Origin of the sequence: Bifidobacterium sp. B4079 (genome assembly GCF_026537385.1) — a bacterium.
GTDB lineage: Bacteria > Actinomycetota > Actinomycetes > Actinomycetales > Bifidobacteriaceae > Bombiscardovia > Bombiscardovia asteroides_I.
The window spans coordinates 124591-150158 of the sequence record NZ_JAFNMH010000003.1 but is presented as its reverse complement, the minus strand read 5'-3'; the positions used below and the strand labels follow the sequence as shown (position 1 = coordinate 150158).

At 62.8% G+C, this 25568-nt stretch carries 17 protein-coding genes; 7 read left to right on the top strand and 10 right to left on the bottom strand.

Annotation, left to right across the window (positions count from 1 at the left end):
- Window positions 1–46 precede the first annotated feature (46 nt).
- Window positions 47–838 carry a 6-phosphogluconolactonase gene (pgl, locus tag J3T95_RS07335; protein ID WP_267450962.1) on the top strand — a complete coding sequence of 264 codons (792 nt, stop codon included), beginning with the start codon at window positions 47–49 and terminating at the stop codon, window positions 836–838.
- A gap of 759 nt (window positions 839–1597) precedes the next feature.
- Window positions 1598–8203, top strand: coding sequence for an RCC1 domain-containing protein (locus J3T95_RS07330; protein ID WP_267450961.1), 6606 nt, complete (start codon window positions 1598–1600; stop codon window positions 8201–8203).
- Window positions 8204–8495: 292 nt separating this feature from the next.
- Here the strand turns inward: J3T95_RS07330 and J3T95_RS07325 are convergent, their stop codons facing one another.
- Window positions 8496–9200, bottom strand: a complete 705-nt coding sequence (locus J3T95_RS07325) for a FadR/GntR family transcriptional regulator (protein ID WP_220236755.1) — start codon at window positions 9198–9200, stop codon at window positions 8496–8498.
- Window positions 9201–9424: 224 nt separating this feature from the next.
- On the opposite strand from J3T95_RS07325, the gene J3T95_RS07320 reads away from it, so the two are divergent.
- The 3 genes from J3T95_RS07320 to gnd are packed head-to-tail and all read left to right on the top strand — an operon-like array spanning window position 9425 to window position 12557.
- Window positions 9425–10870 (top strand): GntP family permease, encoded by a 1446-nt coding sequence (locus J3T95_RS07320; RefSeq protein ID WP_267450960.1) that lies wholly within the window; start codon window positions 9425–9427, stop codon window positions 10868–10870.
- 36 nt (window positions 10871–10906) lie between these two features.
- Window positions 10907–11584: a gluconokinase gene (locus J3T95_RS07315; RefSeq protein WP_267450959.1), complete on the top strand. Its 678-nt coding sequence runs from the start codon at window positions 10907–10909 to the stop codon at window positions 11582–11584.
- Window positions 11585–11612: 28 nt separating this feature from the next.
- Window positions 11613–12557: a phosphogluconate dehydrogenase (NAD(+)-dependent, decarboxylating) gene (gnd, locus tag J3T95_RS07310; RefSeq protein ID WP_267451048.1), complete on the top strand. Its 945-nt coding sequence runs from the start codon at window positions 11613–11615 to the stop codon at window positions 12555–12557.
- On the opposite strand, the gene J3T95_RS07305 is transcribed toward gnd, so the two are convergent.
- The 4 genes from J3T95_RS07305 to J3T95_RS07290 form a co-directional block, all read right to left on the bottom strand.
- Window positions 12547–13437, bottom strand: coding sequence for a family 43 glycosylhydrolase (locus tag J3T95_RS07305; protein ID WP_267450958.1), 891 nt, complete (start codon window positions 13435–13437; stop codon window positions 12547–12549). The two genes, gnd and J3T95_RS07305, sit on opposite strands and share 11 nt — an antisense overlap.
- A gap of 122 nt (window positions 13438–13559) precedes the next feature.
- Window positions 13560–14417: a carbohydrate ABC transporter permease gene (locus J3T95_RS07300; RefSeq protein ID WP_267450957.1), complete on the bottom strand. Its 858-nt coding sequence runs from the start codon at window positions 14415–14417 to the stop codon at window positions 13560–13562.
- The gene (locus tag J3T95_RS07295; RefSeq protein ID WP_267450956.1) at window positions 14414–15343 is read right to left on the bottom strand and encodes a carbohydrate ABC transporter permease; all 930 of its coding nucleotides are present in this window, start codon (window positions 15341–15343) and stop codon (window positions 14414–14416) included. The genes J3T95_RS07300 and J3T95_RS07295 overlap by 4 nt, the downstream gene beginning before the upstream one ends.
- A gap of 14 nt (window positions 15344–15357) precedes the next feature.
- A complete protein-coding gene (locus J3T95_RS07290) occupies window positions 15358–16608 on the bottom strand; it encodes an ABC transporter substrate-binding protein (protein ID WP_267400403.1) in 1251 nt (416 codons plus the stop codon).
- A gap of 185 nt (window positions 16609–16793) precedes the next feature.
- Between J3T95_RS07290 and J3T95_RS07285 the strand changes: the two genes are divergently transcribed.
- Complete coding sequence (locus J3T95_RS07285) at window positions 16794–17828, top strand: LacI family DNA-binding transcriptional regulator (protein WP_267450955.1); 1035 nt, start codon at window positions 16794–16796, stop codon at window positions 17826–17828.
- 68 nt (window positions 17829–17896) lie between these two features.
- Here J3T95_RS07285 and gndA read toward each other — a convergent pair whose 3' ends face one another.
- From gndA to J3T95_RS07270, 3 genes are all read right to left on the bottom strand, one after another.
- Window positions 17897–19363, bottom strand: coding sequence for an NADP-dependent phosphogluconate dehydrogenase (gndA, locus tag J3T95_RS07280; protein WP_267450954.1), 1467 nt, complete (start codon window positions 19361–19363; stop codon window positions 17897–17899).
- A 112-nt stretch (window positions 19364–19475) separates the two neighbouring features.
- The gene (locus J3T95_RS07275) at window positions 19476–21797 is read right to left on the bottom strand and encodes a KUP/HAK/KT family potassium transporter (protein WP_220236747.1); all 2322 of its coding nucleotides are present in this window, start codon (window positions 21795–21797) and stop codon (window positions 19476–19478) included.
- A gap of 175 nt (window positions 21798–21972) precedes the next feature.
- On the bottom strand, window positions 21973–22929 hold the full coding sequence (locus J3T95_RS07270; RefSeq protein WP_267450953.1) for a TatD family hydrolase: 957 nt from the start codon (window positions 22927–22929) through the stop codon (window positions 21973–21975).
- A 176-nt stretch (window positions 22930–23105) separates the two neighbouring features.
- Here J3T95_RS07270 and J3T95_RS07265 point away from each other — a divergent pair, with 176 nt between their 5' ends.
- Window positions 23106–24170, top strand: coding sequence for a glycoside hydrolase family 43 protein (locus J3T95_RS07265; protein WP_220236745.1), 1065 nt, complete (start codon window positions 23106–23108; stop codon window positions 24168–24170).
- Here the strand turns inward: J3T95_RS07265 and J3T95_RS07260 are convergent.
- Both J3T95_RS07260 and J3T95_RS07255 read right to left on the bottom strand, forming a co-directional pair.
- Window positions 24124–24825 carry a YesL family protein gene (locus J3T95_RS07260; RefSeq protein ID WP_267450952.1) on the bottom strand — a complete coding sequence of 234 codons (702 nt, stop codon included), beginning with the start codon at window positions 24823–24825 and terminating at the stop codon, window positions 24124–24126. The genes J3T95_RS07265 and J3T95_RS07260 overlap by 47 nt on opposite strands.
- Before the next feature lie 76 nt (window positions 24826–24901).
- The gene (locus J3T95_RS07255) at window positions 24902–25552 is read right to left on the bottom strand and encodes a family 43 glycosylhydrolase (RefSeq protein WP_267451047.1); all 651 of its coding nucleotides are present in this window, start codon (window positions 25550–25552) and stop codon (window positions 24902–24904) included.
- Window positions 25553–25568 lie beyond the last annotated feature (16 nt).

Sequence of the window (25568 nt, the reverse complement as noted above, 5' to 3'; positions counted from 1 at the left end):
GCAAGCGCGCAAGTATGATAGACATCACTGCCATGAAGGAGACGCCATGACCGAGCGTACAATCATCCGCTATGCCAGCACCAGCCTGCTCAACAAGGCCACAGCCGCGCGAATGCTGATCGAGTTAGGGGACATCCTGGCACGTCAGGAGCGGGCGGACCTGGCTTTGACCGGTGGAACGGACGCGGCGGAAATCTACGCACTGATGGGGACCAGTGATCTTGCAGCGAGCATCGACTGGAAGCGGGTTCATCTGTGGTGGAGCGACGAGAGATTCGTGAGCCCGGAAGACCCTGAACGCAATGCCAAGCAAGCCCGGGATGCCTGGTTCGGCAGGCTCATCGACAAGGGTGATCTACCTGCGGACCATGTTCATGAAATGCCGGCTGATATTCGTACCCCCGACCAGATCGCAAGGGCGAGCGAGTCCGACGACACAGAAGCACTGGCCCAGGCGGCACGGACCTACCAGGATGAAATCATTCGGGGGATCGGCCCCCATGGCCATATGGACCTGGCCGTTTTCGGCGTAGGGCCAGACGGCCACTACGCATCGCTCTTCCCTGACCGCCCCGAGGTGCTGATCAGCGACGAAACCACGCTGGTGGCAGGCGTCAGCCATTCGCCCAAGCTCCCACCGCTGCGAGTGACCATGACCACCCCGTTCATCCGCCGTACCCCCAAAGTCTGGCTCTTCACTTCCACCCAAGAAAAGGCCCAAGCCGTGAAGGAAGCACTGAGGGATGAGGACAACCCCCACGTCCCCTCCTCATTCGCCAGGGGTACCGAACAGACCTTATGGCTGCTTGACGAGGACGCCGCAAGCCAGCTTGGCTAAGATCCCGAACACCAGCCATGATTCGGCCGACCGCACAGCGTCAGCAGCGCTGTGCGAAAGTCGCGCCGCATAGGATAACGTGACTGGCAAGCCCACCCGATCCAGGTTGTGGGACGGCCTCAAAACCGTTCCCTTGATGGCATTTCGTCACACTCGCCTCCCCGCGCTTCAGCTCGGGGGTCTTTTTCAGGCCCGCGAAGGCAGGAATCCTCCTTCGCCGAGTATCCCCTCAAGACAGGAACGAGGTGTTATAGTGCTAAGCAGTGTATTGAACTGCCCTCTCCTGGTTATTCATGGGGTTGAAGAAATCAGGTTCTAAGAAATATCGAGGGCAGCATGTTGGGAAGGCATCTTTCATGCGTGTTGCTTCTAGGCGTGTCTCACGCCCTATTATCTGCGTCTTCGCTGTGCTCGCTGCCATGGGCCTGGGGCTCATGGCAGATGCGCATGCTGCCGGTGCTGAGCAATCAGACACTGATGCATTGGCAGAGTCTGAAATCAGGGGGGGGGGGGGGTGAGAGAGAAGCCCCGGCCCCAAGGCCGTCAGTCCCCGAACTAGACAGCCATCCTTCACCCTCTTTCATAGCAACACCCTCCGAGCATCCATCCCCACAAACCGCCCAATCAACACCACTGATCCAGCCCACGAACCCTCAGCCGGCATCAGGGAGCCATCCTTCACCCCTGGCGACGCTGAATTCTCTGGCCGCCACACAGCAGTCTCCAGGCCCGTCGCCAAGAAACGACGGAACCCATACAGTGCAGTTCACATCAGATGAGGGCACCACGGGCATGCCCGCCCAACAGATCGTGGCCGACGGCGGAACCGCTTCCTGGCCGCATGACGATCCATCCCGCCCGGGCTGGACATTCGACGGCTGGTTCCAGGGCGATGTCCCCTACGATTTCTCCAGGCCCGTCACTAAGGATACGAATCTGAAGGCCAGATGGGGGCAATGGGCGACCAACCCCACGAGCGGCCCCTGGCAGGGCGGCACAGACGTAACGGTGAATTCGCCAAAGGACCCGGTCCGACTCGCTCAGGTGTCCGCTGCCCAGTACCATTCCCTGGCATTGGGCAGCGACGGGAACGCCTACGCATGGGGTAGAAACGACTGCGGACAACTGGGCGACGGGACGACCACGACGAGTAGAACGACTCCGGTGCCGGTATCCATGCCCGAGGGCGTCAAATTCACCCAAGTGTCCGCAGGCGGCTGGTATTCCATGGCCCTGGACCGCGACGGCAGGATCTGGACCTGGGGATTCAACGATGGCGGACGACTGGGCCGCGGCTCTGTCAACAGCTCCTACTCCACACCCGGCCTGGCTGACATCCCATCAGGCACAACCTTCAAAGCTATCAGCGCCGGGAACCTGCATTCCTTAGCCCTGGACACCAAAGGCAACATCTGGACCTGGGGCGTCAATTACAACGGCCAGCTCGGCCGTCCTCCATATGGCAGCAAGGCAAGCGACAACACGCCGGCAAAGGTGACCGCGCCGGAGGGAACCCTCTTCACGGCAATCAGCGCAGGCGTTTACCATTCCATGGCCCTGGCCGCCGACGGCACCGCCTGGACCTGGGGGGACAACGGCGGCACAAGAGATGACTTTTATGGCGTACTGGGCCGCACGCCGACCGATGCCGCCCCCGCCAACAGGCCCGGCCAGGTCGATACCGACCGGAAGTTCACCGCAATCAGCGCTGGATACAACCATTCCATGGCTATCGGCGCCGACAACACCGTACTCACCTGGGGAGGCAACAGTTCAAAACAACTGGGACGCTCCGGCGACACGACCCGACCAGGACAGGTTCCCGGCATGACCGGCGCCACAGACATCAACGCCGGCTGGAACTACTCCACCGCCATCACCGACACCGGTGCCTGGGCATGGGGAAGCAACGACTACGGCCAGCTCGGCACCAACACCGACACGACCATCCCCGCCCGCATGACAACCCCCGACGAAACACCCGCCCCCTTCACCTACACCAGCCTCAACACAGGAAACACCAGCCTCCACATGCTTGTCATCGGGTCTGACGGAAACACCTACAGCATGGGCCGCAACGACTACGGCCAACTCGGCACCAACACCACCAACAGCGCAACGAGCGGATCAGCGGCAGCCAATCCGAAGCCAGGCATGGTCTGGCGGTCAACCGACCGGCGGATAGCCTCCGTTCTTTTCGGCGACAGCCACAACGTCGGCGGCGTCACCAAACGCGCCGACGGATGGCACGTTACCTCCCCCCGGCACCATCTGGGCACCGTCACCCTCACCATCCAGTCCGCTGACGCCACAGGTGCAAGCCAACCCGACGACACCAGCCAGAGATTCACCTACACCGGCACTGCGGCCGCCGTCACTTTCAAGTCGGAGCACGGCGACCCAATACCCAACCAGCAGGTCGCCGTAGGCGACACCATCCAACGCCCGGACGATCCAAGCGAGGCGGGTTGGACATTTGACGGCTGGTTCCAGGGAAATGTCGCCTACGACTTCAGCAGACCCATCAAGGGGCCCACCACGCTGACCGCCAGGTGGACATTCGGCAATAACCAGTGGTCGATCCACCCCACGTCGGGTCCCCGGATCGGTGGCAACGATGTGCGCATCGACCCTCCGAACCGCATCGCCTTCTCCCAGGTGTCCTCGGGACAGTTTCATTCCCTGGCATTGGGCAGCGACGGGAACGCCTATGCATGGGGAAGAAACGACTGCGGCCAACTGGGCACCGGCGGAATGGAAGGCGCCTCGGCGCGTCGAACCACCCCGGTGATGGTCAAGGTGCCCGATGGCGTGAAGTTCACCCATGTCTCCAATGGTGGCTGGTATTCCATGGCCCTGGACCGGGACGGCAGAATCTGGACCTGGGGAAACAACGAAGCCGGACGTCTGGGGCGCGGATCCGTGGGAGTGGGTAACTGCTATCCCACGCCGGGTCTTGCCTCCACCCCTCCAAATGTTCAGTTCATCGCCATCAGCGCCGGCAACATCCATTCCATGGCCCTGGACCGGGACGGCAACGTCTGGACCTGGGGGCAAAACAAGGACGGCCAGCTCGGCCGCCCGCCCTACGACGGTTCCATGAACGACATCACCCCTAAGAAAGTGGCCATGCCCGAGGGAACCACCTTCACCGCGATCAGCGCCGGCGACCGGGATTCCATGGCCTTGGCCGCCGACGGCACCGCCTGGACCTGGGGCCGCTATGAAAAAACCAACACCCTTAGCGACTACTACGGTATACTGGGGCGCGATTCCAGCGATGCCTACCCCGCCGACAAACCAGGCCCAGTCGCCACAGATCTGAAGTTCACCGCGATCAGCGCCGGTGCATACGTATCCATGGGCATAGCCACCGACGGCAACATCTATACGTGGGGAGGCAATAAGCACAATGAGCTGGGACGCAACGGAGAACGCACCCGCCCAGGACGGGTACCGGGCCTGACCGGCGCCATAGACATTAATGCAAGTTGGGACTTTTCCACCGCCATCACCGACACGGGCGCCTGGGCATGGGGAAGCAACCAATACGGTCAGCTTGGCACCACCTCCACCAACGGCAGCGACTCAGGCGTAGCCACACCCACGCGCATACCCAAACCGGACGGGGCGACGAGCGACCTGACCTACTTCAGCCTCACCATCGGCAGCAACCACTGGCACATGCTGATCATCGGGTCGGACGGCAACGTCTACAGTTTCGGCCGCAACGACTGGGGACAGCTCGGCATCAACAGCGTCAACACCAGCAACGGGGCAGCGGCGGCCAATCCGAGACCAGCGGGCGTATGGTTCCCATGGCCCTTGACCGTGTCCTCCGTCACCTTCGACGGAAAGCCATCGATGATCGTGCCGGTCAGGAACCCTGACGGCTCCTGGAAGGTGCGCCCGCCGGCGCACGCTCCGGGCCCGGTGGATGTCAAAGTCTCCTGGTCACGACGGAACCTGGATTCCGGCACGGCTGCCCTGACCTACACGTATCTCACAGTCAGCCACCGGGTCCGATTCGACCCGGCCAACGGTGATCCGGTCACCAGCCATAACGTAGACGACTGGGGACAGGCCGTCCGGCCCGCAGCCGACCCGGGCCGCGCAGGATACAGGTTCGACGGCTGGTTCCAGGGCAACGTTGCCTTTGACTTCACCCAGCCCGTCACCAGCGATACAACCATCACTGCCAGATGGAGCCGACCAGGCCCCTGGACCCGCTCTCCTGCCTCAGGTCGCACATCCGGAGGCACCCGTCTGACCCTGACCCCGCCCGACTACGCGACCAACACCCGCCTGGCCGGCATCAGCGCCGACGGCACCCATTCGCTGGCCGTATCCAGCGACGGCCGTCTGTATGCCTGGGGAGACAACGATTACGGCCAGCTCGGCAATCCCGACCGGGCCAGACGCTCCGCCCCCACCAGCGTTCCCACCCCCGATGACACCCGATTCACCCAAGCCACCGCAGGCGACAAATACTCCGCCGCACTCGACACCCAGGGACGCATCTGGACCTGGGGCGACAACGACCACGGCCAACTCGGCCATGGCACCACCAGCGGTGACGACCCGACACCACGGCAGGCCGATACCGGGGACACCAGGTTCACCCAGATCAGCGCCGGCGACGGCCATATGACCGCCCTCGACACCCAGGGCAGGGCGTGGACCTGGGGGGACAACACCCAAGGCCAGCTCGGCGACGGAAACACGGGCGGCTCCACCGGTACCCCGACCATGCGGGCCATGCCTCCCGCCACCCCCTCATGGCTGGTCTACACACAGATCCAGGCCGGCGGCCGCCATACCCTCGCCATCGCCAACAACGGCCGCATGTACGCTTGGGGCGACAACAACCACGGCCAGCTCGGCGACGGAAACACGGGCGGCTCCGCCGGTACCCCGACCCAGGTCCAGGCCCCGACCGGCACATCCTCCGCCTTCACATGGCTGCATGTCACCGCCGGCACCGACCACACCTTCGCCATCGGCTCCGACGCCGACACTGGCGACGACATTCCGTACACGTTCGGCTCCGATCAGCAGGGCCAACTCGGCGCAGGCAGCGGCACCGAGACCGGCCGACCCGTCAAACCCGGTCTGCCCGCAACCATCACCGCCATCTCCGCCGGCGGCCATGCATCCTTCGCCATCGACAGCCATGGAACCCTGCACGCATGGGGCGACAACACCCAGGGCCAACTCGGCGACAACACCACCACCAGCAGAGCCAAACCCGTCGCCATCGACGCACCTGCCTCCGACGCCACCTGGGTCCGCACCGCCGGCGGCACCGGACACACTCTCGCCATCGACAGCCATGGAACCCTGCACGCATGGGGCGACAACACCCAGGGCCAACTCGGCGACAACACCACCAGCAGCAGAGCCAAACCCGTCGCCATCGACTACCCCGACCTGCAGGTCGCCTCCATCGATTTCGGCGGGATGCCAGGAGCCGATCCCTCCCGACAGCCGGACGGCGCCTGGACCGTCATCGCGCCACCCAGACGGCATCGACCCGGCACGATACCTCTCGTCATCCACTGGAACCAGAACGGTCTTCCCCAACCAGATGCTGTCCTCGACTTCACCTATACCCCTGAGCGCTACACCATCACCTACGACAGCGACGGAGGCTCGCCCACACCACCATCGCAGACCGCGGACGAGGACACCACCGTCACCCGACCTGCCAATCCCGCCAAACCAGGTCAACAATTCGACGGCTGGTTCGACGGGAATGCCGCCTATGACTTCACCCAACCCATTCAGCAGGGCCACAACCTGAAAGCCAGGTGGAGCCCTGCAAACGCCAAGTGGACCCTCACCCCCACGCGCGGCATCGATACCGGCGGCGAGACCGTGACCCTCACCCCACCGCCAGCCGGCAACATGCGTCTGTCACAGGTCAGCGCCGGGTCAGGATACTCACTCGCGATCGGCAGCAACGGAAAAGCCTACAGCTGGGGAGACAATAGCTCCGGCCAACTTGGGGACGGCACGCGGACCAATCGGAACCAACCCATTGCTGTTGCCGCTCCGAAAGGGGCCAGACCCGGGTTCACCTGGCTGCAGGCCGCCGCAGGCACCACGATGAGCATCGGCTTGGGATCCGATGGGATGGCCTATGCCTGGGGCACCAACGCCACAGGCCTGGGCGACGGCACCACCAGCACCTCCACGATCCCTGTCAAGGTGGTCCTTCCGGCAGATGCAGCCCCAGGCTTCAGGTTCACTCAGGTGGCCGTAGGCAGAAGGCATATCCTGGCTCTGGGCAGCGACGGGAACATCTATGCCTGGGGATCCATCACAGGCGGGCTAGGTGATGGCAAGACCGGCAGTTCACCGATTCCGATCCGGGTAGCCAAGCCCGGCGAAGCCGCATCCGGCTTCTCCTACATCCAGATCAGTGCAGGAAGCGAGCACAGCCTGGCCATCGGCACCGACCGGAAGGTATACGCCTGGGGATCCAATGCCAATGGGAGACTCGGCCTTGGCGACGGAAGCAGCGAAAGCAAGGTGCCCAAACCGCTGGCAGTACCATCAGGCATGAGCGAAAGCCCCGTGTACATCCGGATCAGCGCCGGGTCATCCCACTCCGTGGCCCTGGACCAGGATGGGAGGGCCTGGGCCTGGGGGTCGAACAGCAACGGCCAGGTCAGACCCGACGGGGGCGACGAGCCCATACCCGTTCAAGTCGCCCTCCCCCGGGGTGCATCCGACAGCTTCGCCTATCAACAGGTGGCGGCCGGAGACAACCACAGCCTGGCCATCGGCACCGACCAGATGGTCTACGGTTGGGGAGACGACACCCACGGCCAACTCGGTGATGGACGCTCCCCCGAGCAGCCTGCCAAGGCCAGGGATCCCAAGGACAAGAGCCAGGGACTCAAGGCTGGAAGCATCAGCGCCGGCGACAACCACAGCCTGGCCATCGGCACCGACGGAACGGCCTATGGCTTCGGCCGAAACAGCACCGGGCAGAACGGGACCGGCTCCGACAACACCGATCTGGTGCTGGCCACCCGCATTGCCATCCCGCCCATGGGCATTCCCACCCGCCTTTCCTTCGGCGATGCCGACGGAACGATTGTCAGTGGGCAACCGGACGGGACCTGGCAGGCTATCACCCCCAGCCATAGATTCGGCCAGGTTTCCACCACCATCGAATGGACGCTGGCCGGGGAGCCGCAGACCCCGGACACGAGCAATATCTACATCTTCATGCATTCATGGATACTGCCGAATGCCGGCGGAAGGGGGATAATCCTCCTCCTGCTGATCGGGCTTATGACATTGGCAGCCATCGCCGCCCAACGCAAGCACCGAATGCAGGAAGGCATGAGTTGATCAGGATTTCGCTCGAGTAAGCGGCCATAGCAGGGGAAGCTCCCCAGCTTCCCGGCCGGAAGGCAGCTCCGCCAGTAATATCCCCCTTGGCAGGCTGCCTTCTTTCTTGTTGTTCCCGATCAGAAAAAGGCCTGCCTCTTTGAAAAATATGCAACCAAGCGAATTCCTGGCTTGCTTCGCAGACGTGGAATCAGTCAGCATACGGCGTGCCGAACAGAGGCGTGGATGGCTTGCACACTCTGTCGCGATAGCCACAGCCCGACGACGATGCCAACCTTTTGCCAGTGACGACTTACCCCTGCGAACTCGTCATGGCATGAATGGCCTGGTCGGATTCGTCAACGATGCGCTCCATGGCCCTGCGGGCACCATCGCCGTCACCCTGGCGGATCAGAGCCGCCACGTCGCCATGGAGCCTCAGCGCCTGTTCATTGGCCCGCCGGGGCATGAGTTCATGGCGGGTGCGGCCCGCCAGGACAGCGGCCACCACGTCACCGAGGGCAGCAAACATGGCGTTTCCTGATGATTCCAGGAGTGTCCTATGAAAACATTCGTCAGCCTGGAGGTAGTCGGACTCATTCGCCCGGTTGGCGTGGGCCACCATGTCGATGGCGGCTTGAGTAAGGGCGGCCCATTGTTCCGGCTTGGCCCTGGATGCCGCGAGCCGTGCCGCCGTGGGCTCCACGCTTCCCCGCAGCTCCGAGAGCTCGTGGAGCGTGCTTTCCCGATCCGGTCCGCGCAGTCTCCATTCGATGACCATGGGGTCGTAGATGTTCCAGACCCTGGCGGGGTTGACGGCGGCTCCCACCTTACGTTTTACCGTGACCAGCCCCATGGATTCGAGGACACGGGTCACCTCTCTGGTAACCGTTCGGGAGGGGAGCTCCCGACCTAGGGCCGGGGCGGGCAGACGCTCTCCTTGGGCTATATGGCCAGTGATGATGCCCATGCCCCATTGATCGAGCAGCCTGTCATGCAACGACGGTTCGGTTCCCATGAAATTCACTCTACCAATCATTCCCGGCGAGGTGTCCCGTACTGAAATACGGATGGGTCCTGCCATAATGAAGGAGCGGCAGCGTCGCTGCCGTCCACAGGGCGTGTACACTTATAGCAGTTAAAACATACATAATGTCATTTGGTCGATATTATGTCATGCAAAATAAAAAAAAATGAACCCGGGAGACCGGATTCGTCCGATTCCTCAGAGAAGAGGCAGCAATGCAAACCATATTGCACCTGGCAGCCGCCGAGCAGGTCCTGATCGCCGCTGGCGGGACCGCCAAGCTCAACACCACGCAGCTGGGCGTCAGTCTGATCCTCAGCCTGGCGGTGCTCATATTCCTGGTGACCGTCGTCAAACTCCACCCCTTCGTATCCCTCCTGGCGGCCGGACTGGTGGTAGGCATCGGATCAGGCTATGGCCCCATGCCGACCTTGACCAGCTTCACCGGCGAGTTCGGCAACACCATGGGGTCAGTAGGCATCCTGATAGGCCTGGGAGCCATGATAGGCAAGGTGCTCATGGATACCGGCGCCACCGACCAGGTGGTCAACACCCTGGTATCCAAATCCTCCGCAGCCTCCATACCCTGGATCATGGCTCTGATAGGAGCCCTGATCGGCCTTCCCATGTTCTTCGAGGTAGGCCTGGTCATCCTGGTGCCGGTCATCATCCTGGTGGCCCAACGCACCAAGCTGCCCTTGATGCGCGTTGCGATCCCCACCCTGGCGGGCCTGTCGATCATGCATGCCTGCGTACCCCCCCACCCCGGCCCGCTGGCCGCCCTGAGCCAGTTCAAGGAAACCGGCAATGTAGGGCTGACCATGATGTTCGGCATCCCCTTCGCCCTGATCACCCTGGTCCTGGTCGGCCCCCTCTTCTCCAGGGTGGCCGCCCGGTGGGTTCCGGTCCAGGCACCTGCGGACTTTGTAGCCAAAAGCGATGAGGCCGGCAAGGAGGAGACCAAGCTTCCCTCATTCGGCATTTCCCTCTGCTGCATCCTTCTTCCCGCCGTCCTCATGCTCCTCACCTCGATCTTCGAAATCGCCCTGCCCGGTTTCAAGGACCGCACAGACGGATTCGCCCAGACCATCAACTTCATCGGCAACCCCGTCATGGCCCTGGCCATCGCCCTGATCGTTTCCATGCTGGTGCTCAAGGCCGCCTCCGGAATATCCTGGAAGACCGTCAACGATTCCCTGGGCGCCTCCCTGCCCGCAGTGGCCGGCATTCTCCTGATCGTCGGGGCAGGTGGCGGCTTCAAGGGCGTCCTGGTTGCCACGGGCATCGGCAAGATCATCGGCAACTTCGTGGAGACCTCAAGCATCTCCATCTTCCTGTTGGGCTGGCTCATCGCGGTCTTCGTCCGTGTCGCCACCGGTTCGGCCACCGTCTCCATCCTGACCACGGCGGGCATCCTCAGCAACGCCATGACCATGATGCATGCCACCCCGATGGCCACCACCCTCCTGGTGATCGCCATCGGCGCCGGGTCCATATTCCTCTCCCACCTCAACGACGCGGGCTTCTGGCTGATCAAGGAGTACTTCGGCCTGAGCGTTGGCGAGACCCTGAAGACCTGGTCGGTTCTGGAATGTCTGCTGTCGGTCGTGGTCCTGGTTCTGGTCATGGTCGCCAGCCTGTTTGTGCCCATCGCCTCCTGAGCATCATCGTCACATCACTTTTCAGAAAGGTTGCACATGGTAGATACATCATTGAAGAATTCCGACGCGCTGAGCGCAGAAAGCCACCCGGAGCCCAAGGTCCCCTCGGCGGTCGACAACACGGTTCCATCTGACTATTTCCACGGCCGCACACCGATCCTGGTCATCATGGGCGTTTCAGGCTGCGGCAAGACCACCATGAACGAGCACCTTGGACGCAAGCTGGGCTGGGACATGGCAGAGGCCGACGACTTCCACCCCCAGGCAAACATCGACAAGATGGCCCGCGGCATCCCCCTGACCGATCAGGACCGCTGGCCCTGGCTGGACAGCATCCATGATTGGATTGAGGACCACTTACGCCGGGGGACGCCCGGGACCGTTACCTGCTCCGCTTTGAAGCGGATCTACCGTGACCGGCTGCGGATGCCGGGCGTGGTCTTCATCCACCTGAGCGGGGACTACGACTCCATCATGGAACGGCTCTCCAAGCGGAAGGGCCATTTCATGAAGCCGCAGATGCTACGCTCCCAGTTCGATGACCTGGAGCCCCTGGGACCTGACGAGATCCATCTGACCATCGACGTGGGGCTGCGCATGTCTCCTGAGATCGAGGCCGAAGAGGTCATCGACACTCTGGGGCTCCAGTGCGACGTCAAGGCGCACACCGCCCAGGTTCAAGCTGAGCGCGCCCGGCAGGCAGCCCGCCAGTAGCACCCGCGAATCGGCCCGACCGCGGCCGATAACCAACTATCGCGGTCAACTTCACACTGTTGCAGTTAAGAGTCAAGGGAGAGGAACTAACACTATGAAGATCGGCATGATTGGCCTGGGACGCATGGGCAAGAACATGGCAGACCGCCTGCGCACCGGCGGTCATCAGGTAGTCGGCTATGACATCGCGCCGGACTCGGGCAGGGATGTGGACAGCCTTGAGGCCCTGGTCCAGGCCCTGGAGGCACCACGAGTGATCTGGGTCATGGTCCCGGCCGGCAAACCCATTGAGTCCACTCTCAATCAGCTGGGCGAGCTGATGGAGCACGGCGACCTGGTCGTGGATGGCGGCAACACCCGCTTCACCCAGGACCAGGAACACGCCCAGGCCCTGGCCGCCAAGGGCATAGGCCTAGTTGACGTGGGCACCTCCAACGGCATCTGGGGCAAGGAGAAGGGTTATGCTCTGATGGTCGGCGGCTCGGACCAGGACGTGGCCCGAATCCAGCCCATCCTGGACACCTTGAAGCCTGAGGGCGACTACGGTCTGGTCCACGCGGGAGGCACCGGCGCGGGCCACTATGCCAAGATGGTCCACAACGGCATCGAGTACGGGATGATGCAGGCCCTGGCCGAGGGGTACGCAGTCCTTGAGGCCTCCGACCTGATCAAGGAGCCTGGCGAAGTGGTGGAGTCCTGGCGCAAGGGCTCGGTCATCCAGTCGTGGCTGTTGGATCTGCTGGCCCAGGCTCTGAAGGATGACCCGCATCTGAGCGGGATCGCCGGCAAGGCCGACGAAACCGGCGAGACCAAGTGGATGATTGCGGACGCCCTGGAGCTGGGGGTGCCCACGCCGGCCATCACCTCGGCTCTCTATGCCCGCCAGTCCTCCCAAATCGAGGATCCCATGACCATGAAGGTGGTGTCCGCCCTGCGCAGCGCATTCGGCGGCCACCCCATCGTCAGGGAGTAACCGGATTCCGGGCTGGGTACCAGTAGGATCCCACTTGCGGGCGGATCTGGACCAGGGCGCTGTCATCGGCGAAATCCAAGGAGTCAAAGATGATTTCGCGATGGCAGCCGTCGCCCCGGCCGTCCCTGGCGAACCTGTGGTAGGCCACGATCCAGTCATCCCGGCCCGGCACACGGGTGATGCAGTGGTGACCCGTGGCCAGAATCCCCTTGGCATAATCAGCCTCGATCAGGATCTGGGGTGCAGTCCAGGGCCCGTCCAGCGATGGCGCGCTGGACCAACGGATCCGGTAGCTCGGATCCCTGGTGTCATTCTCCGACCAGGAGGCGTAGTAGATGTCTCCCCGTCGGCAGACAGTGATGGCCTCGCGGAAGTTGTCAGGCACGGCGGAGTGCACCGAGCCGTCCTCCAGGCGCAGGCCGTCCGGACTCAGCCGTGCCATGTAGGCACGGCCATTGCCCCATAGCAGATAGGGCACATCGTCGTCATCCACAAAGACCGAGGGATCGATGGGCAGGCAGTCGTAGTCCCCCCGGGCGATGAATGGCTCCTGGGCCGCCCGGAAGGGACCGGTTGGACCAGGTGCGACTGCTTGGCCGATCTGTCCGTCGGCCACAAAATACAGGATGCAGGTTCCCTGACGCATCAGCAGGCAGGGAGCCCAGGCACCCTGTCCCCCATGCCACCAGGGGACCTGGTCCAGGTCCAGAATCTTTCTGCGGGTCCAATGGCACAGGTCCACGGATTCATAAACGTAGAAGGCATGCGAGGTCCATTCAGGCAGACCATCCTCGGTGCAGTACAGGTACCAACGGTCCCCGATCATGACCAGATCCGGGTCCGCGCAGTAGCGATGCAGCGGGTTGCTTGCCAATCCCATCCTCTTCGATCCTGGATGTGCGTTTGCGAATTCCTCCATGGACTGTGACTCCGATTCCTTACGAGCGGAACGGCCGGAACCCCCAACCGCCTCCATAGACTACGACCTTCCGATTGGTCGCCTTACCCCTTGACCGCTCCGGCAACCAGCCCGGAGACGATCCACTTCTGGCAGAAGATGAAGAAAACGAAGACCGGAATCAGGGCCAGGACCGTAATGGTCATGAAGCTGGGCCAGTCAGTGGTGAACTGGCCGACTGCGTTGTAGACCTGCAGGACGATGGTGCGCAGGTTGGAGCTGCTGATGAAGACGTTGGCCGTCATGAAGTCGTTCCAGGTCGACATGGTCTGAAAGACCACCACTGTGGTCAGGATGGGCCTGATCAGGGGCAGCACAATGCTCCAGAAGATCCTTAGGGGCCCGGCCCCGTCGATCCTGGCGGCCTCAATGACCTCGAAGGGCAGGGACTGCATGTAGCCCACTATCAGGAAGTAGCAGAAGACCGCCCCGCCCAGGTACATGACGATCAGGCCCAGGAGCGTGTTGACCAGCCCCACGCTGGACTCCATCCGGTAGAGGGGAATCAGGGTGGACTGGGTCGGAATGACGAAGGCGATCATGAGAATCACACCGATGACCGAGGTGAAAATCGACTTGCGCAGGATCATCCCATAGGCGGCCAAAGCTCCGATCAGCACCTGGAGGAGAACGCCGAAGAAGGTGACAATCAGGGTGTTGACCAGGCTTCGGACAATGGGCACCGTGGCGAAGGCCCGCGTGTAGTTGCGCAGCGTCCACTGCTTGGGCAGGCCCAGGGGATTGGTGGCCATGTCGGGGACGGTCTTGAAAGTGTTGATCAGGATGTACCAGAGGGGCACGGCGCAGATCAGGGCGATGATCAGCACCACCACGCTCCTGACCGCCGAACGCTGCCGTTCCCGCTGGCTCAGGGTCAGGGTCGGGCTCTTGCTGCTACTCATTGGAACCTCCTGGAAATCAGACTGGCGGCGCCCATCTGAGCGAAGACCACAAGGGCCGTGGCCACGGTGAACAGGACTGCTAGAGCCGAGCCCAGCCCATACTGGGACTGGCCGATACCCTGTTGAATGATGGACTGGGTCACCGTATAGGTGGAGTACCCGGGGCCGCCCTTGGTCATGGTGTAGGGCAGGTCGTAGACCTTGAGGCCGCCTGACATAAGCAGGAAGCTGGAGGTGACGATGCCCGGAATTAGCTGGGGCAGGGTGATGTGGACGAACTGCTGGCGGCTGCTGGCCCCGTCCACCGTGGCCTGCTCATAGAGGTCTTCGGGAATGGATTGCAGGAAGGCCAGGTAGAGCGTGGCGTGCCAGCCTATCTGCGCCCAGACTGCGATGAAGATGACGCAGCACCGGGCCAGGGTCGAATTGGACAGCCAGGGTACCGGCCCAAGGCCGAAGACACCCAGGACGGTGTTGAAGACGCCTGACTTCATGGGCGAGAAGATGTACTTCCAGACCATGCCCATGATGGCCAGCGATGGCACGCTGAAGAAGAAGAACAGGGAGCGGGCGAAGTTGCGGCCCCAAAACTTCCGGTTAAGTGTAACAGCCAAAGGGATGGCGAAGATGGTCACCAGGACCGTCTGGGCCACGGCGTACAGGATGGTGAACACAAGTCCCTGCATGGTCGAGGAGTCGGTGAACACGCTGTGGTAGTTCTTCCAGCCCACATAGTGCATGTTCAGGCTGTAGCCGTTGAAGTCGGTCATCGAGTAGATGATGGTCTGCACCAGCGGCACGGCGAAGAGAATGACGAAGACGGCCAAAATAGGCAGGAGGAAACAGAAAGAGGTCAGATCCTGCCGCAGGCCGAGCGTGCGCCGTCGATGGGCGTTGGCACGCTCCGCCGCAGATTGTGAAGCCATGGTCCAGCCCCTTCCTACTTGACCGAGGCCATCTTGTCGTCGATAGCCTTGGCCCACTGATCCAGATTGATGGACCCCTGGACCAGCTGCTGGGTCTCGGACTGGCGGACGGTGGTCAGCACGTCCGGCTTGGCATAGAAGTTCATGAGCAGGAAGTAGTGGCCCGGCTGCACGTTGGTCCGGTAGACCTGCTCATACTCGGGCTTGACCTTGGCCTTGAACCCCTGGACCGTGATGGCATCCCCGTTGTCGGCCGAACGCTGCAAGGCCCAGTGGCTATCCATGAAGGTCAGGAACTTCTGGGCAGCCTTGAGCTTGTCGCCCTTGAGGCGGGAGTATATGGCATAGGCGGGCGATGGCGACCCCTGTGCGTAGTTGACCGTGTTCCTCTCCATAAGCGGCATGGGGGCCATGCCATACTTGAGCCCAGCCTGGCCTATGGATGGCAGGTCCCAGGGGCCGGTGCAGATCATGGCCACCTGGCCGTTGATGAACTGGGTCTTCATATCGTCGCCGCTGATGCCGACCGTGTCACGGGTGACCAGGCCCTGGTCGTAGAGCTTCATCCAGGCCGCAACCGCCTCACGTTGGTCGCCGCCGGGCTTTTGAGGGCGGCGATCGATCAGGCTGGTCACATCAACCTTGTCCCTGTCGAACTGCGAGCCCATGAAGGCATCGGGAATCCTGCTGGGGCCATCGGCGATGGTCTCCAGGAAGGGCGTGACTCCGGCGGCCTTGAGCTTCTTGCACAGCTGCAGGAACCCGTCCCAAGTCTCTGGGACCTCCTTGGCGCCCGCCTTGGCCAGAAGGTCCTTGTTGTAGACGATGCCGGAGGCCCAGGAGGACACGGACATGCCGTAGACCTTGCCCTGATGGCTGACGAAGTCCTTGTTGGCCTGGGAGATGTTGTGCATGAAGGGCTCGTTGGTCAGGTCGCGCACGTAGCCGTTCTTGATCAGGTCAGCCTTATTCTCGGAGGTGATGATGAACACATCCGGGGCCTGGTTACCGACCAGTCGGGTCTGCAGGGTCTGGATGTACTCAGGGGTAGGCGGCGAATAGCTGAAGTCCACCTTGATCCCTGGGTTCTGCTGCTCGAATTGGTCGATGTATGGCCTCATCACCTGTTCGTTGTTCCATGACAGGAAGGTCAGCGCAGTCTTGGACCCGTCAGCGCCGCCAGCCCCGCAGGCACCCATGGCCGACACCAACATGCCGACACCCAGCGCCGCAGCTATGCCCCTCCATGCTCGCTTCAGCTTCATGACTCCTCCTTGCAATCAATCCTCTGAACATCTCTCCGGGCTGTTCAACGTCGAGACCCGGGAATTGACACGATTCAACTCCTGTCACAACATGGTATATCACGTTGATTGAATCGTGTCAACTATATTCTGATAAGGCCACCCACGTGCCTAGGATAATGGCTGAACCCCGGGAAAGGTGCGAGATGGTGACGATGAGCGATGTAGCCAAGGAGGCGCAGGTCTCTCGGGCCACTGCTTCCTATGCCCTTCGAGGCGATAAACGCATAGCGGATGACACCAGGCGCAGGGTCCTGCTTGCCGCCCACAAGCTCCGCTACTCGGCCAATCTGTCGGCCAGAAGCTTGCGCTCAGGCAAGAGCGGCATCATCGGCGTGGCCATCTTCGAGCTGGACAAGCCTTATCCCGCGCAGATGAGTGCGGCCATCTCCCGGCAGATCAACGCCCACGGTATGCAGGCCATCATTCAGCAGACCTCCAACTCCAAACAGGACGAGGTCTCCATTCTCCGGCATGTGACCAGCCAGCTCTGCGACGGCACCATCTTCAGTCCGGGCAGCATCACCAATGAGGAGATGCAGGAGCTGGCCGATGGCAAGCCTCTGGTGCTGCTGGACGACCCCTCAGCCGAGCCGGTCTTCGATTCGGTCATGACGGCCGGGTTCGAGGGAGCCGCCATGGCTGTGCAGCACCTGCTGGACTGCGGATGCCGACGAATAGGCGTGGTGGGTGCCGACATGACGGCCAGCACCGATCCGGTCCAACAGCACTCGGTCCACGGCCGCAGGGTGGCCGGCTGTCTGAAGGCTATGAAAGCCGCCGGCATCAAGGCTGGGCGCGAAGATTTCCTGCCCTTGGACCGCTGGGAAGGAGAAATGGCCCGCGACTTGGGCCATCATCTGGCGGACGCGTCCGACCCGCCCTTTGACGGCATCTTCTGCATGACTGACTCCCTGGCCCTTGGCCTGATCCGAGGACTGCACGAATGCGGCGTGGAGGTCCCCCGGGACTTGGCCGTCGTGGGATTTGACGGCATACAGGAGGGAGGGTCCTATATACCCTCGCTCACCACCATCAGCACCGACAAGGAAGATCTGGCCCGCAAGGCGGTTGATGCCCTCCTGGCCCGTCTGCAGGGCGACGACGATAATTGTCCTCCCACCCGGACGACTGCCGCCTGCCGGCTGGTGGTCCGGGAATCCACAGCCAAAATCCGCTGACAAGATGACAAAAGGTCCGCACTGCCGTCTCAGCGGCTGTGCGGACCTTTACGATTCTGGCGAGAAACTCAGTCCTGCTTGATCTCGGACTTGTCCTCGGCCCAGAGGGTGTGGAAGACACCCGGCTGGTCCACGCGTCCATAGGTGTGGGCGCCGAAGAGGTCACGCTGGCCTTGGATCAGGGCGGCGGGGAGCCGGTCGGAACGCAGTCCGTCGTAGTAGGACAGGGAGCTGGCGAAGACGGGGATGGGGATTCCGGCCTGGGTGGCGCTGGCCACAACACGCCGCCAGGAATCCTGAGCCTGTTCGACCGCCTGCTTGAAGAAGGGGTCGAAGAGCAGGGAGCCCGGCTCACGGCCAGAGGCATAGGCATCCGAGATCCGGTTCAGGAACTTGGCTCGGATGATGCAGCCGCCACGCCAGATGCGTGCGATGGCGCCCATGTCCAGCTTCCAGCCATAGACCCGGGCTCCCTCCTGCATCTCGTTGAACCCCTGGGCGTAGGCCACGATCTTGGAAGCATAGAGGGCCTGGCGAATGTCCTCGATGAAGGACTTGCGGGCCTCGGGATCAGCGGCCAGATCAGCCATGGCAGCCTTGGGCTGCGGACCCTCCAGCCCCTCCTGAGCCGCCTGGCTGCGCAGCTCTGGCGAAGAAGAAAGTCCCCGGGCGAAGACGGCCTCGCCTATTCCGGTCACCGGCACGGCAAGGTCCAATGCGGTCTGCACGGTCCAGGTGCCGGTGCCCTTCATGCCGGCCTGATCGGTGACGATGTCGATGAAGGGCTTGCCGGTGGCTGCATCAGTGTGATGGAGCACCTCGGCGGTAATCTGCACCAGGTAGGAGTTCAGATCCCCCTGGTTCCACTCTTCGAAGACCTGGGCGATGGCCTCGGGCTCCATGCCCAGACCCCGACGCATCAGGTCATAGGACTCGGCGATCACCTGCATGTCCGAGTACTCGATGCCGTTGTGGACCATCTTGACGAAGTGGCCCGCCCCGTCGGTGCCGATGTGGGTGACGCAGGGTTCGCCATCAACCTTGGCGGCGATGGACTCCAGAATGGGCCCCAGGGTCTCCCAGGACTCATCGGTCCCGCCGGGCATCATGGAGGGCCCCAAGAGGGCGCCCTGCTCGCCTCCGGAGACGCCGCAACCCACGAAGTGCAGCCCACGGGCCCGGATGGCCTTCTCGCGGCGGATGGTGTCCTTGAAGTAGGCGTTGCCGGCATCGACGATGATGTCGCCAGGCTCCATCAGATCGGCCAGGTCATTGATCATCTGGTCGGTGGGATCCCCGGCCTTGACCATGATGATGGCCGTGCGGGGCTTGGTCAACGAGGCCACGAACTCTTGCAGCGTCTTGGCCGGAACGAAGCGGCCCTCCTGGCCGTGATCGCTGATCAGGGTCTCGGTGCGCGAATAGTGGCGGTTGTAGACAGCTACGGTATTGCCGTGCCGTGCCAGGTTCCTGGACAGGCTGGCACCCATGGCGGCCAGACCCACGACTCCGATATTGGCTTGAGCTTGTGTCATCACATCACCTTTCGACGGTGGCCCGGAAAGGCCGGGCACCAGGTTCCATGCCGTCAATTCTATGGCCTGGGCCCGATTTGGGCCAGGCTCCATAGGGTGAGATTCCACTCACTCAGCCCTTGTGATGCTTGCCGCCCTTGATCTTGCGGGATGGCAGGACCACGCGCGTCAGCTTTGGAACTGCCCGGGTGGAGACGAACAGGGGCTGCACTTCCACGATCGGGTTGTAGGGAGCCAAGCCGAACCATTTGATCGGCGAGCCCGCCACCTTGCGGATGGCGTACTTGACCTTCAGCGAGAAGGCACCGCGAGAGTCGATCTTGGACTCGGGCATCAGGGCCTTGTGGACCAGTACATAGGTGACTGTGCCGATCTGCGGGTCCTCGTCCACCTTGGGGTAGATGGAGGGCTGCTTGGGCAGCTCGCCGCTGTCAATCAGCTCATGCATGATCTGGTGCAGGTAGGTGGCCACATTCTGGTCCACCTTGAAGCCCAGCCTCATGCGCACTCGGAAGAGGTAGTTGGTGCCGAAGTTCTCCACCGAGTACTTGCGGGTGTAGGGGGCGTCCGTGGTCTGGACCGAGACGGCCCACCAGGCGCGAGCACGCTTGGGCCGGTTGGCGAAGATGGAGAAGAAAATGTCGGTGTCCAGCCGCCGCATCTCCGCATCCGAGGTCAGATAGACCAGGTTGTCCGCATAATAGGGGACGCGGAAGTCGTTGTGAAGCATCTCCAGGGCGGGCAGGCATTCCTTGGCCGTCATATGCCGCCGCTGCGAGCGCTCCACCCTGGTGCCCACATCCCAGGTGTACATGATGTAGAGGATGGCCGCGGTCAGCAGCATGGTGAACCAGCCGCCGTGCATGAACTTGGCCATGGAGGCCATGAAAAAGAGGATCTGGATGGCCAGGAAGACCAAGGCGAAGAGCAGGGAGAGCGCCCGCTTGCCGTCGTGCCAGATGTAGTCGGCCAGCAGGACGGTGGTGGTAATCATGGTCACCGTCAGGGCCAGCCCGTAAGCGGCCGAGATGTGCTCGGAATCCTTGAAGATGGCCAGCACCGTCAACGTGGCCGCGCACAGGACCCAGTTGATGGTGGGGATGTAGAGCTGGCCACGGGTGCGCGCCGGGTAACGCACCTGCAGATGGGGCATCCAGTTGAGGCCCGTGGCTTCCGAGACCATGGTGAAGGCACCCGTGATGAGGGCCTGTGAGGCGATGACGCCTGCCGTCACCGACAGGAGGACCGCCACGTAACGCACGGTGGTGGGCATCATCTGGAAGAAGGGGTTGAGCCCGTCCACACCCTGAAGGGCCTTATTGTCGCGGTTGCGCAGGATCCAAGCCCCTTGGCCGAAGTAGTTGAAGACCAGGGCGACGTTGATGAAGGGCCAGGTGGCGTAGATGTTGCCGCGGCCTACGTGTCCCATGTCGGAGTAGAGAGCCTCGGCTCCCGTGGTCGACAGGAAGACCGTGCCCATGATGGTCAGGCCAACCGGATTCTGCGGGCTGAAAAGGAAGCGAATCCCGTAGACCGGGTTCAGGGCCTCGAAGATGGACCAGTCGTTGCCTATGCAGTAGATGCCGATCAGGGCCAAAAAGGCGAACCAGACCATGACCACGCTGCCGAAGACCTTGCCGATCCGCTCGGTTCCACGCGACTGGACCGCGAACAGGATCAGGATGATCACCAAGGTGATGACCATGGTCAGATTTCCGTTTTCGTGGAAGATCGGAGTCAGCACAGGGATGGTCTTGAGGCCTTCGACTGCCGAGGATATGGAGACCGCCGGAGTCAGCACCGAGTCAGCCAGGAAGGCTGCGCCGCCGACCATGGCAGGGATGGCCAGCCATTTGCCGTAGTGCCGGACCAAGGTGTACAGGGCGAAGATGCCGCCCTCGCCCTTGTTGTCGATGCGCATGGCCACCAGGACGTATTTGACCGTGGTGATCAGCGTGATGGACCAGAAGACCAGGGAGAGCATGCCCAGCACGGCCGCCCTGTCCACACGGGCCATGCCTCCCTGCCCGGCCACGAAGGCCTGCATGGTATACAGGGGCGAAGTGCCGATGTCGCCGTAGACCACACCCAGGGCCACGATGCACATGCCCAGGCTGATTCTGTCCGGCGAAGACTGCACCCGCCGCCACCAGCGGCCCAAAGGACCCTTTGGCGGGGTGCGGCGACGCTGAGCCGCCCTCTGGGCCTCGCGCCGAACCCGCTTGAGCTCGTTCTCCTCCTCGCGCGTGCGGGATTTGGCCGAGATCTTTGGGGCCTTGGTAAAGCTCTCCGGGGGAAGTATCGATTCCTTCGTCAACCGACCCTTACGAGAGGCCACCGTCGGCTTTGCCGCTTTTTCGCCGGATAACCGGGGGGGTTCGTCAGCGCCCCTGCCATCATCCTGAGCCGCCAACTCATGCCGCTCATCCGCCATAGAGCCCTCCATCGGCCAATGCCTTCACTCATCTACTTCCGGGTGCCGTATGTTGCTGTTTGCGCACACGTGCGACGACAACCGTAGCACTCTCCCCCCACACTCTGCAGGGACGATTCAGACCGCGACACACCATTAGCTTAGTCCCGGTCCGGCACCGTCCATCGGACACCCCTCACAGCCCATAAACCCGGCGCGTGGTGGCTGCCGTCGCTTTGGCCACCTGGGCCAGGGGGCAGTCCAAGGCATCGGCCATGGCACGCAGGGTGTAGGGAATCATGTATGGGGAGTTAGTGCGCCCCCGGTAGGGCATGGGACTCAGATAGGGCGCATCGGTCTCCACCATGATGTGGTCCATGCCGACCACAGACAGGGCCTGGCGGATTCCCTCGTTGCCCTTGTAGGAGACTGTCCCCGAGAAACTCAAATACCAGCCATGCTCGGCAGCGACCTGAGCCATCTTCGCATCCCCCGAATAAGAGTGGAAGATCGTGCGCTCGGGAGCGCCGTCCTCCAGCAGGGTCTCGACGACCTGGCGGTGAGCGTCGCGGTCGTGGATCTGCACAGGCAGGTCCAGCTCCTTGGCCAGGGCGATGTGTTCGCGGAAGGCCTGGCGTTGGATTTCTTCGGCCCCCAGTCCTGTTCGGAAGAGGTCCATGCCCGTCTCCCCGATGGCCACCACCTGGTCGGGATATGCGCGAGCCAGACGGGCCACCTCCTCAAGCGTCTGCTCGAAAGAAATCTCATGCCAGGGCTGATATTGCAGTGGCAGTCCATCCGGCCCCGGCACCCCTCGATGGCCGTGCAGGACGGCCTCATTGGGATGGATGGCCAGGGCCGCGTGAACCACCCCGGGATGGGCCAGGGCCAGGTCCACAGCCGTCTGCAGGTGGGGCAGCTCGCAGCCTACGTCGATGGCCCCGGCCACGCCCACAGCCCGGGCCCTTTCCAGCTGCTGGTCGACCGTGCGAACGGGGACCGGATTTTGCCCGCGCTCCCTGGCCTGCCGATCCATCTCCTGGGCGAAGGGGACCACGGAGGCCATGTGGGTATGATCGTCGATGACTTCAATGCCTTCGGGCAGCGGCTCGGGGTCGGGAGCCCAGCTGCGGTCGCGATGATGCCTGCTCATGGTCCACAGTCTAGGAACCCGTGCGGCCCAAACCGCGACCCGCCCGGACGACCGGCTCTGCCAAAAGGAAGGGCGGCGGCTAGAATCGCCCATGACGGCCCTGGAACGGCCGGAACGAAAGGGCGAAGAAGCGCCCGCCGCCGCGGTACCGTTGCCGTAAGCAGGAAAGGTGGAACATGTCTACGGATTGGCAACCCTCGTTCGAGGCGACCAGTGCCTACCTCTTCGTCCACTTCACCGGACACGAACAGACCGAGACGGACGAGCAGCTCTACTTCGCCCTCAGTCGCGATGGCCTGCACTGGCATGACCTGCGGGCCCGGGGAGACCCGGTGCTGACCTGGAGCGAGGGCGAGGGCGGCGTGCGCGACCCCTATGTCGTCCGGGGACCAGACGGCCTCTTCCACATCATCGCCACCGATCTGTCCGTCTTCCACAGGGGCGGCTGGCAGGAGGGCCGGGCCACCGTGGACGGATCCACCGGCCTGGTCATCTGGGATTCGCCTGACCTGGCCCACTGGGGCAGGCCGCGCCTGGTGGATGTGGCCTCAGCCATTCCCAAGGCCGGCATGGCCTGGGCGCCGGAGGCCTGCTGGGATGCCGACAGGGAGCAATGGATAGTCTTCTGGGCCACGGCTGCAGCCGACAGCGCCAAAGACCCGGCTGCGGCCGACCTGGCCAACGAGCTGGGCAACGGCATCAACATGTACTACGCCATCAGCACTGACCTGATCACCTTCTCCCGCCCGGTCAAGTGGATCGACCGCAGCAACGGGATCATCGACACAACCATGCTCAAGGCGCCCGACGGCTGGTGGTACCGGGCCTCCAAGGATGATCAAATCACCTTGGAACGCACCCTCAATCCCTATGCGGCCACCCATGAGCTGGTGCGCACGGACGATGACCAGGCCTGGTCCTACCTGTCCAACCTGACCGACATCTTCGGCCAGGGACGCTACTCCTCACGCTATTTGGAGGGCCCTGAGCTCTTCTTCTACAACGATGCCGATGCCGCTGGGCCTGACGGACGGGCCATGCCTTTCGGCCTGATTTGCGACCAGTTTGCCGAGGGCCGGGGCTATCTGCCCTTCCGCTCGGCCGACCTGTCCTCCAGAGAGCCTCAGGACTGGACCTTGGTCAACGACATGGACTTCGGCCGACTGACCAAGCGCCATGGCTCCATCATGCCCATCACCGAGAGCGAGTATCGGATTTTGAAGCGGACCCTGACCCGCTGACCCGCTTCTTGGCAGGTTCGAGCACATGGACATCCATGCCCGGCAGCCGCCCCCAGGAATAAACGGCGGCCATGTCTGCAAAGAGCGGCGCGGCCAGGCCGAAGGTCACAGCCAAACCTGGCCAGGTGTAGTAAGCCCAGCCCGTGATCATAAGCACGGCCAGGACCATCAGGGAGCATAGGGGACGCCCCGCCACCATGGACAGTGCAGTCCGGGCCGCCCAGAGCGGGCTCTCGTCGAAGTTGGACCGCACTGGCCAGCTGAGCAGAACGAAGAGCCCATACAGCAGGTTGAGCAGGAGGAGCAAGCCGGAGACCACGGGCGTCAGGGTGCCCATGTCATTGGTCATGGTCAGCCAGTATTCCCAAATCAGGAGGGCCCAGACCAGGAGCTGGGGCCATCCGAAACGGTTGGCTGCGGCCAGTTCTGAGCGCCAAGCCCGGTGGAAGGTCATCCAGGTCTGCCTGACCGTCCATGAACGGTCCTTCAGGTCCAGCAGCCAGGTCCGGTAAGTGGTGCAGGTGGCTGCCATGGAGGGGAAGAATCCAACCAGGACCAGTCCGAGCAGTGTGTGGGCCAGAAAGGCCACATGGACCACGAATATCATCATGATGATTCGGCACAGGAACTCGTATCCCACCGCGAAGCGCTTCATCGCCACCCCTTTCCTGGATCCCATTGTTCCCGCCAGAGCAGACGAACGCAACCGTCGTCAATCAGGATGGGCAGGGTCACCAGCGGGGATTCGCCCAAATGATCGGGCCGCCACCGATCTCCGATGTACAGGCAGGGCAGGGCTGGATCCTCTGACAGGGGCACGATGGCGTCGCACTGCGACTGGTAGGTCGCGTCCCCAGAGGCGCCACAGGCTTCCATGGGCTCCATGGTCCGCGCAGGTTCCGCGAAACGGATACCATGTTGTCATTGCAATCCCAGCCGGTCAACTGCGAGCCGAACCAGTAGTACCAGCCGCTCCGGTGCAGGAGGATGGGGGACTCATAGCCGAAGCGACCGTCCTGGCCACGCAGACAGACCAGATCCTCCACCAGAGACAGGTAGTCCCTTGAGAGCCGGTAGATGTGGGTTCCCTGATCCCGGTCCTCGGAAACCAGATACCCGCTGCCATCCCGGTCCTGGAAGGCGAAGGTGTCGCGGCTGGCATTCATGCCAAACCGCATGGTTGAAAGGGGCCGGAAGGGTCCCTCGGGCCGCTCGCTGATAGCCGTGCCCACATGGGCGTAACGGTAATCCCCCTCGCCGTCCACATGCAGGTACATGACATAGAGCCCGGTGGCCGGACAGCGCAGGACCCGGGGCCGCTCCACGATGCGCTCCGGAGAAGTCATCCCGCCCGGCGACCCAACTGGCAGAACGCAGCCCAGATCGCGCCAGTGGACG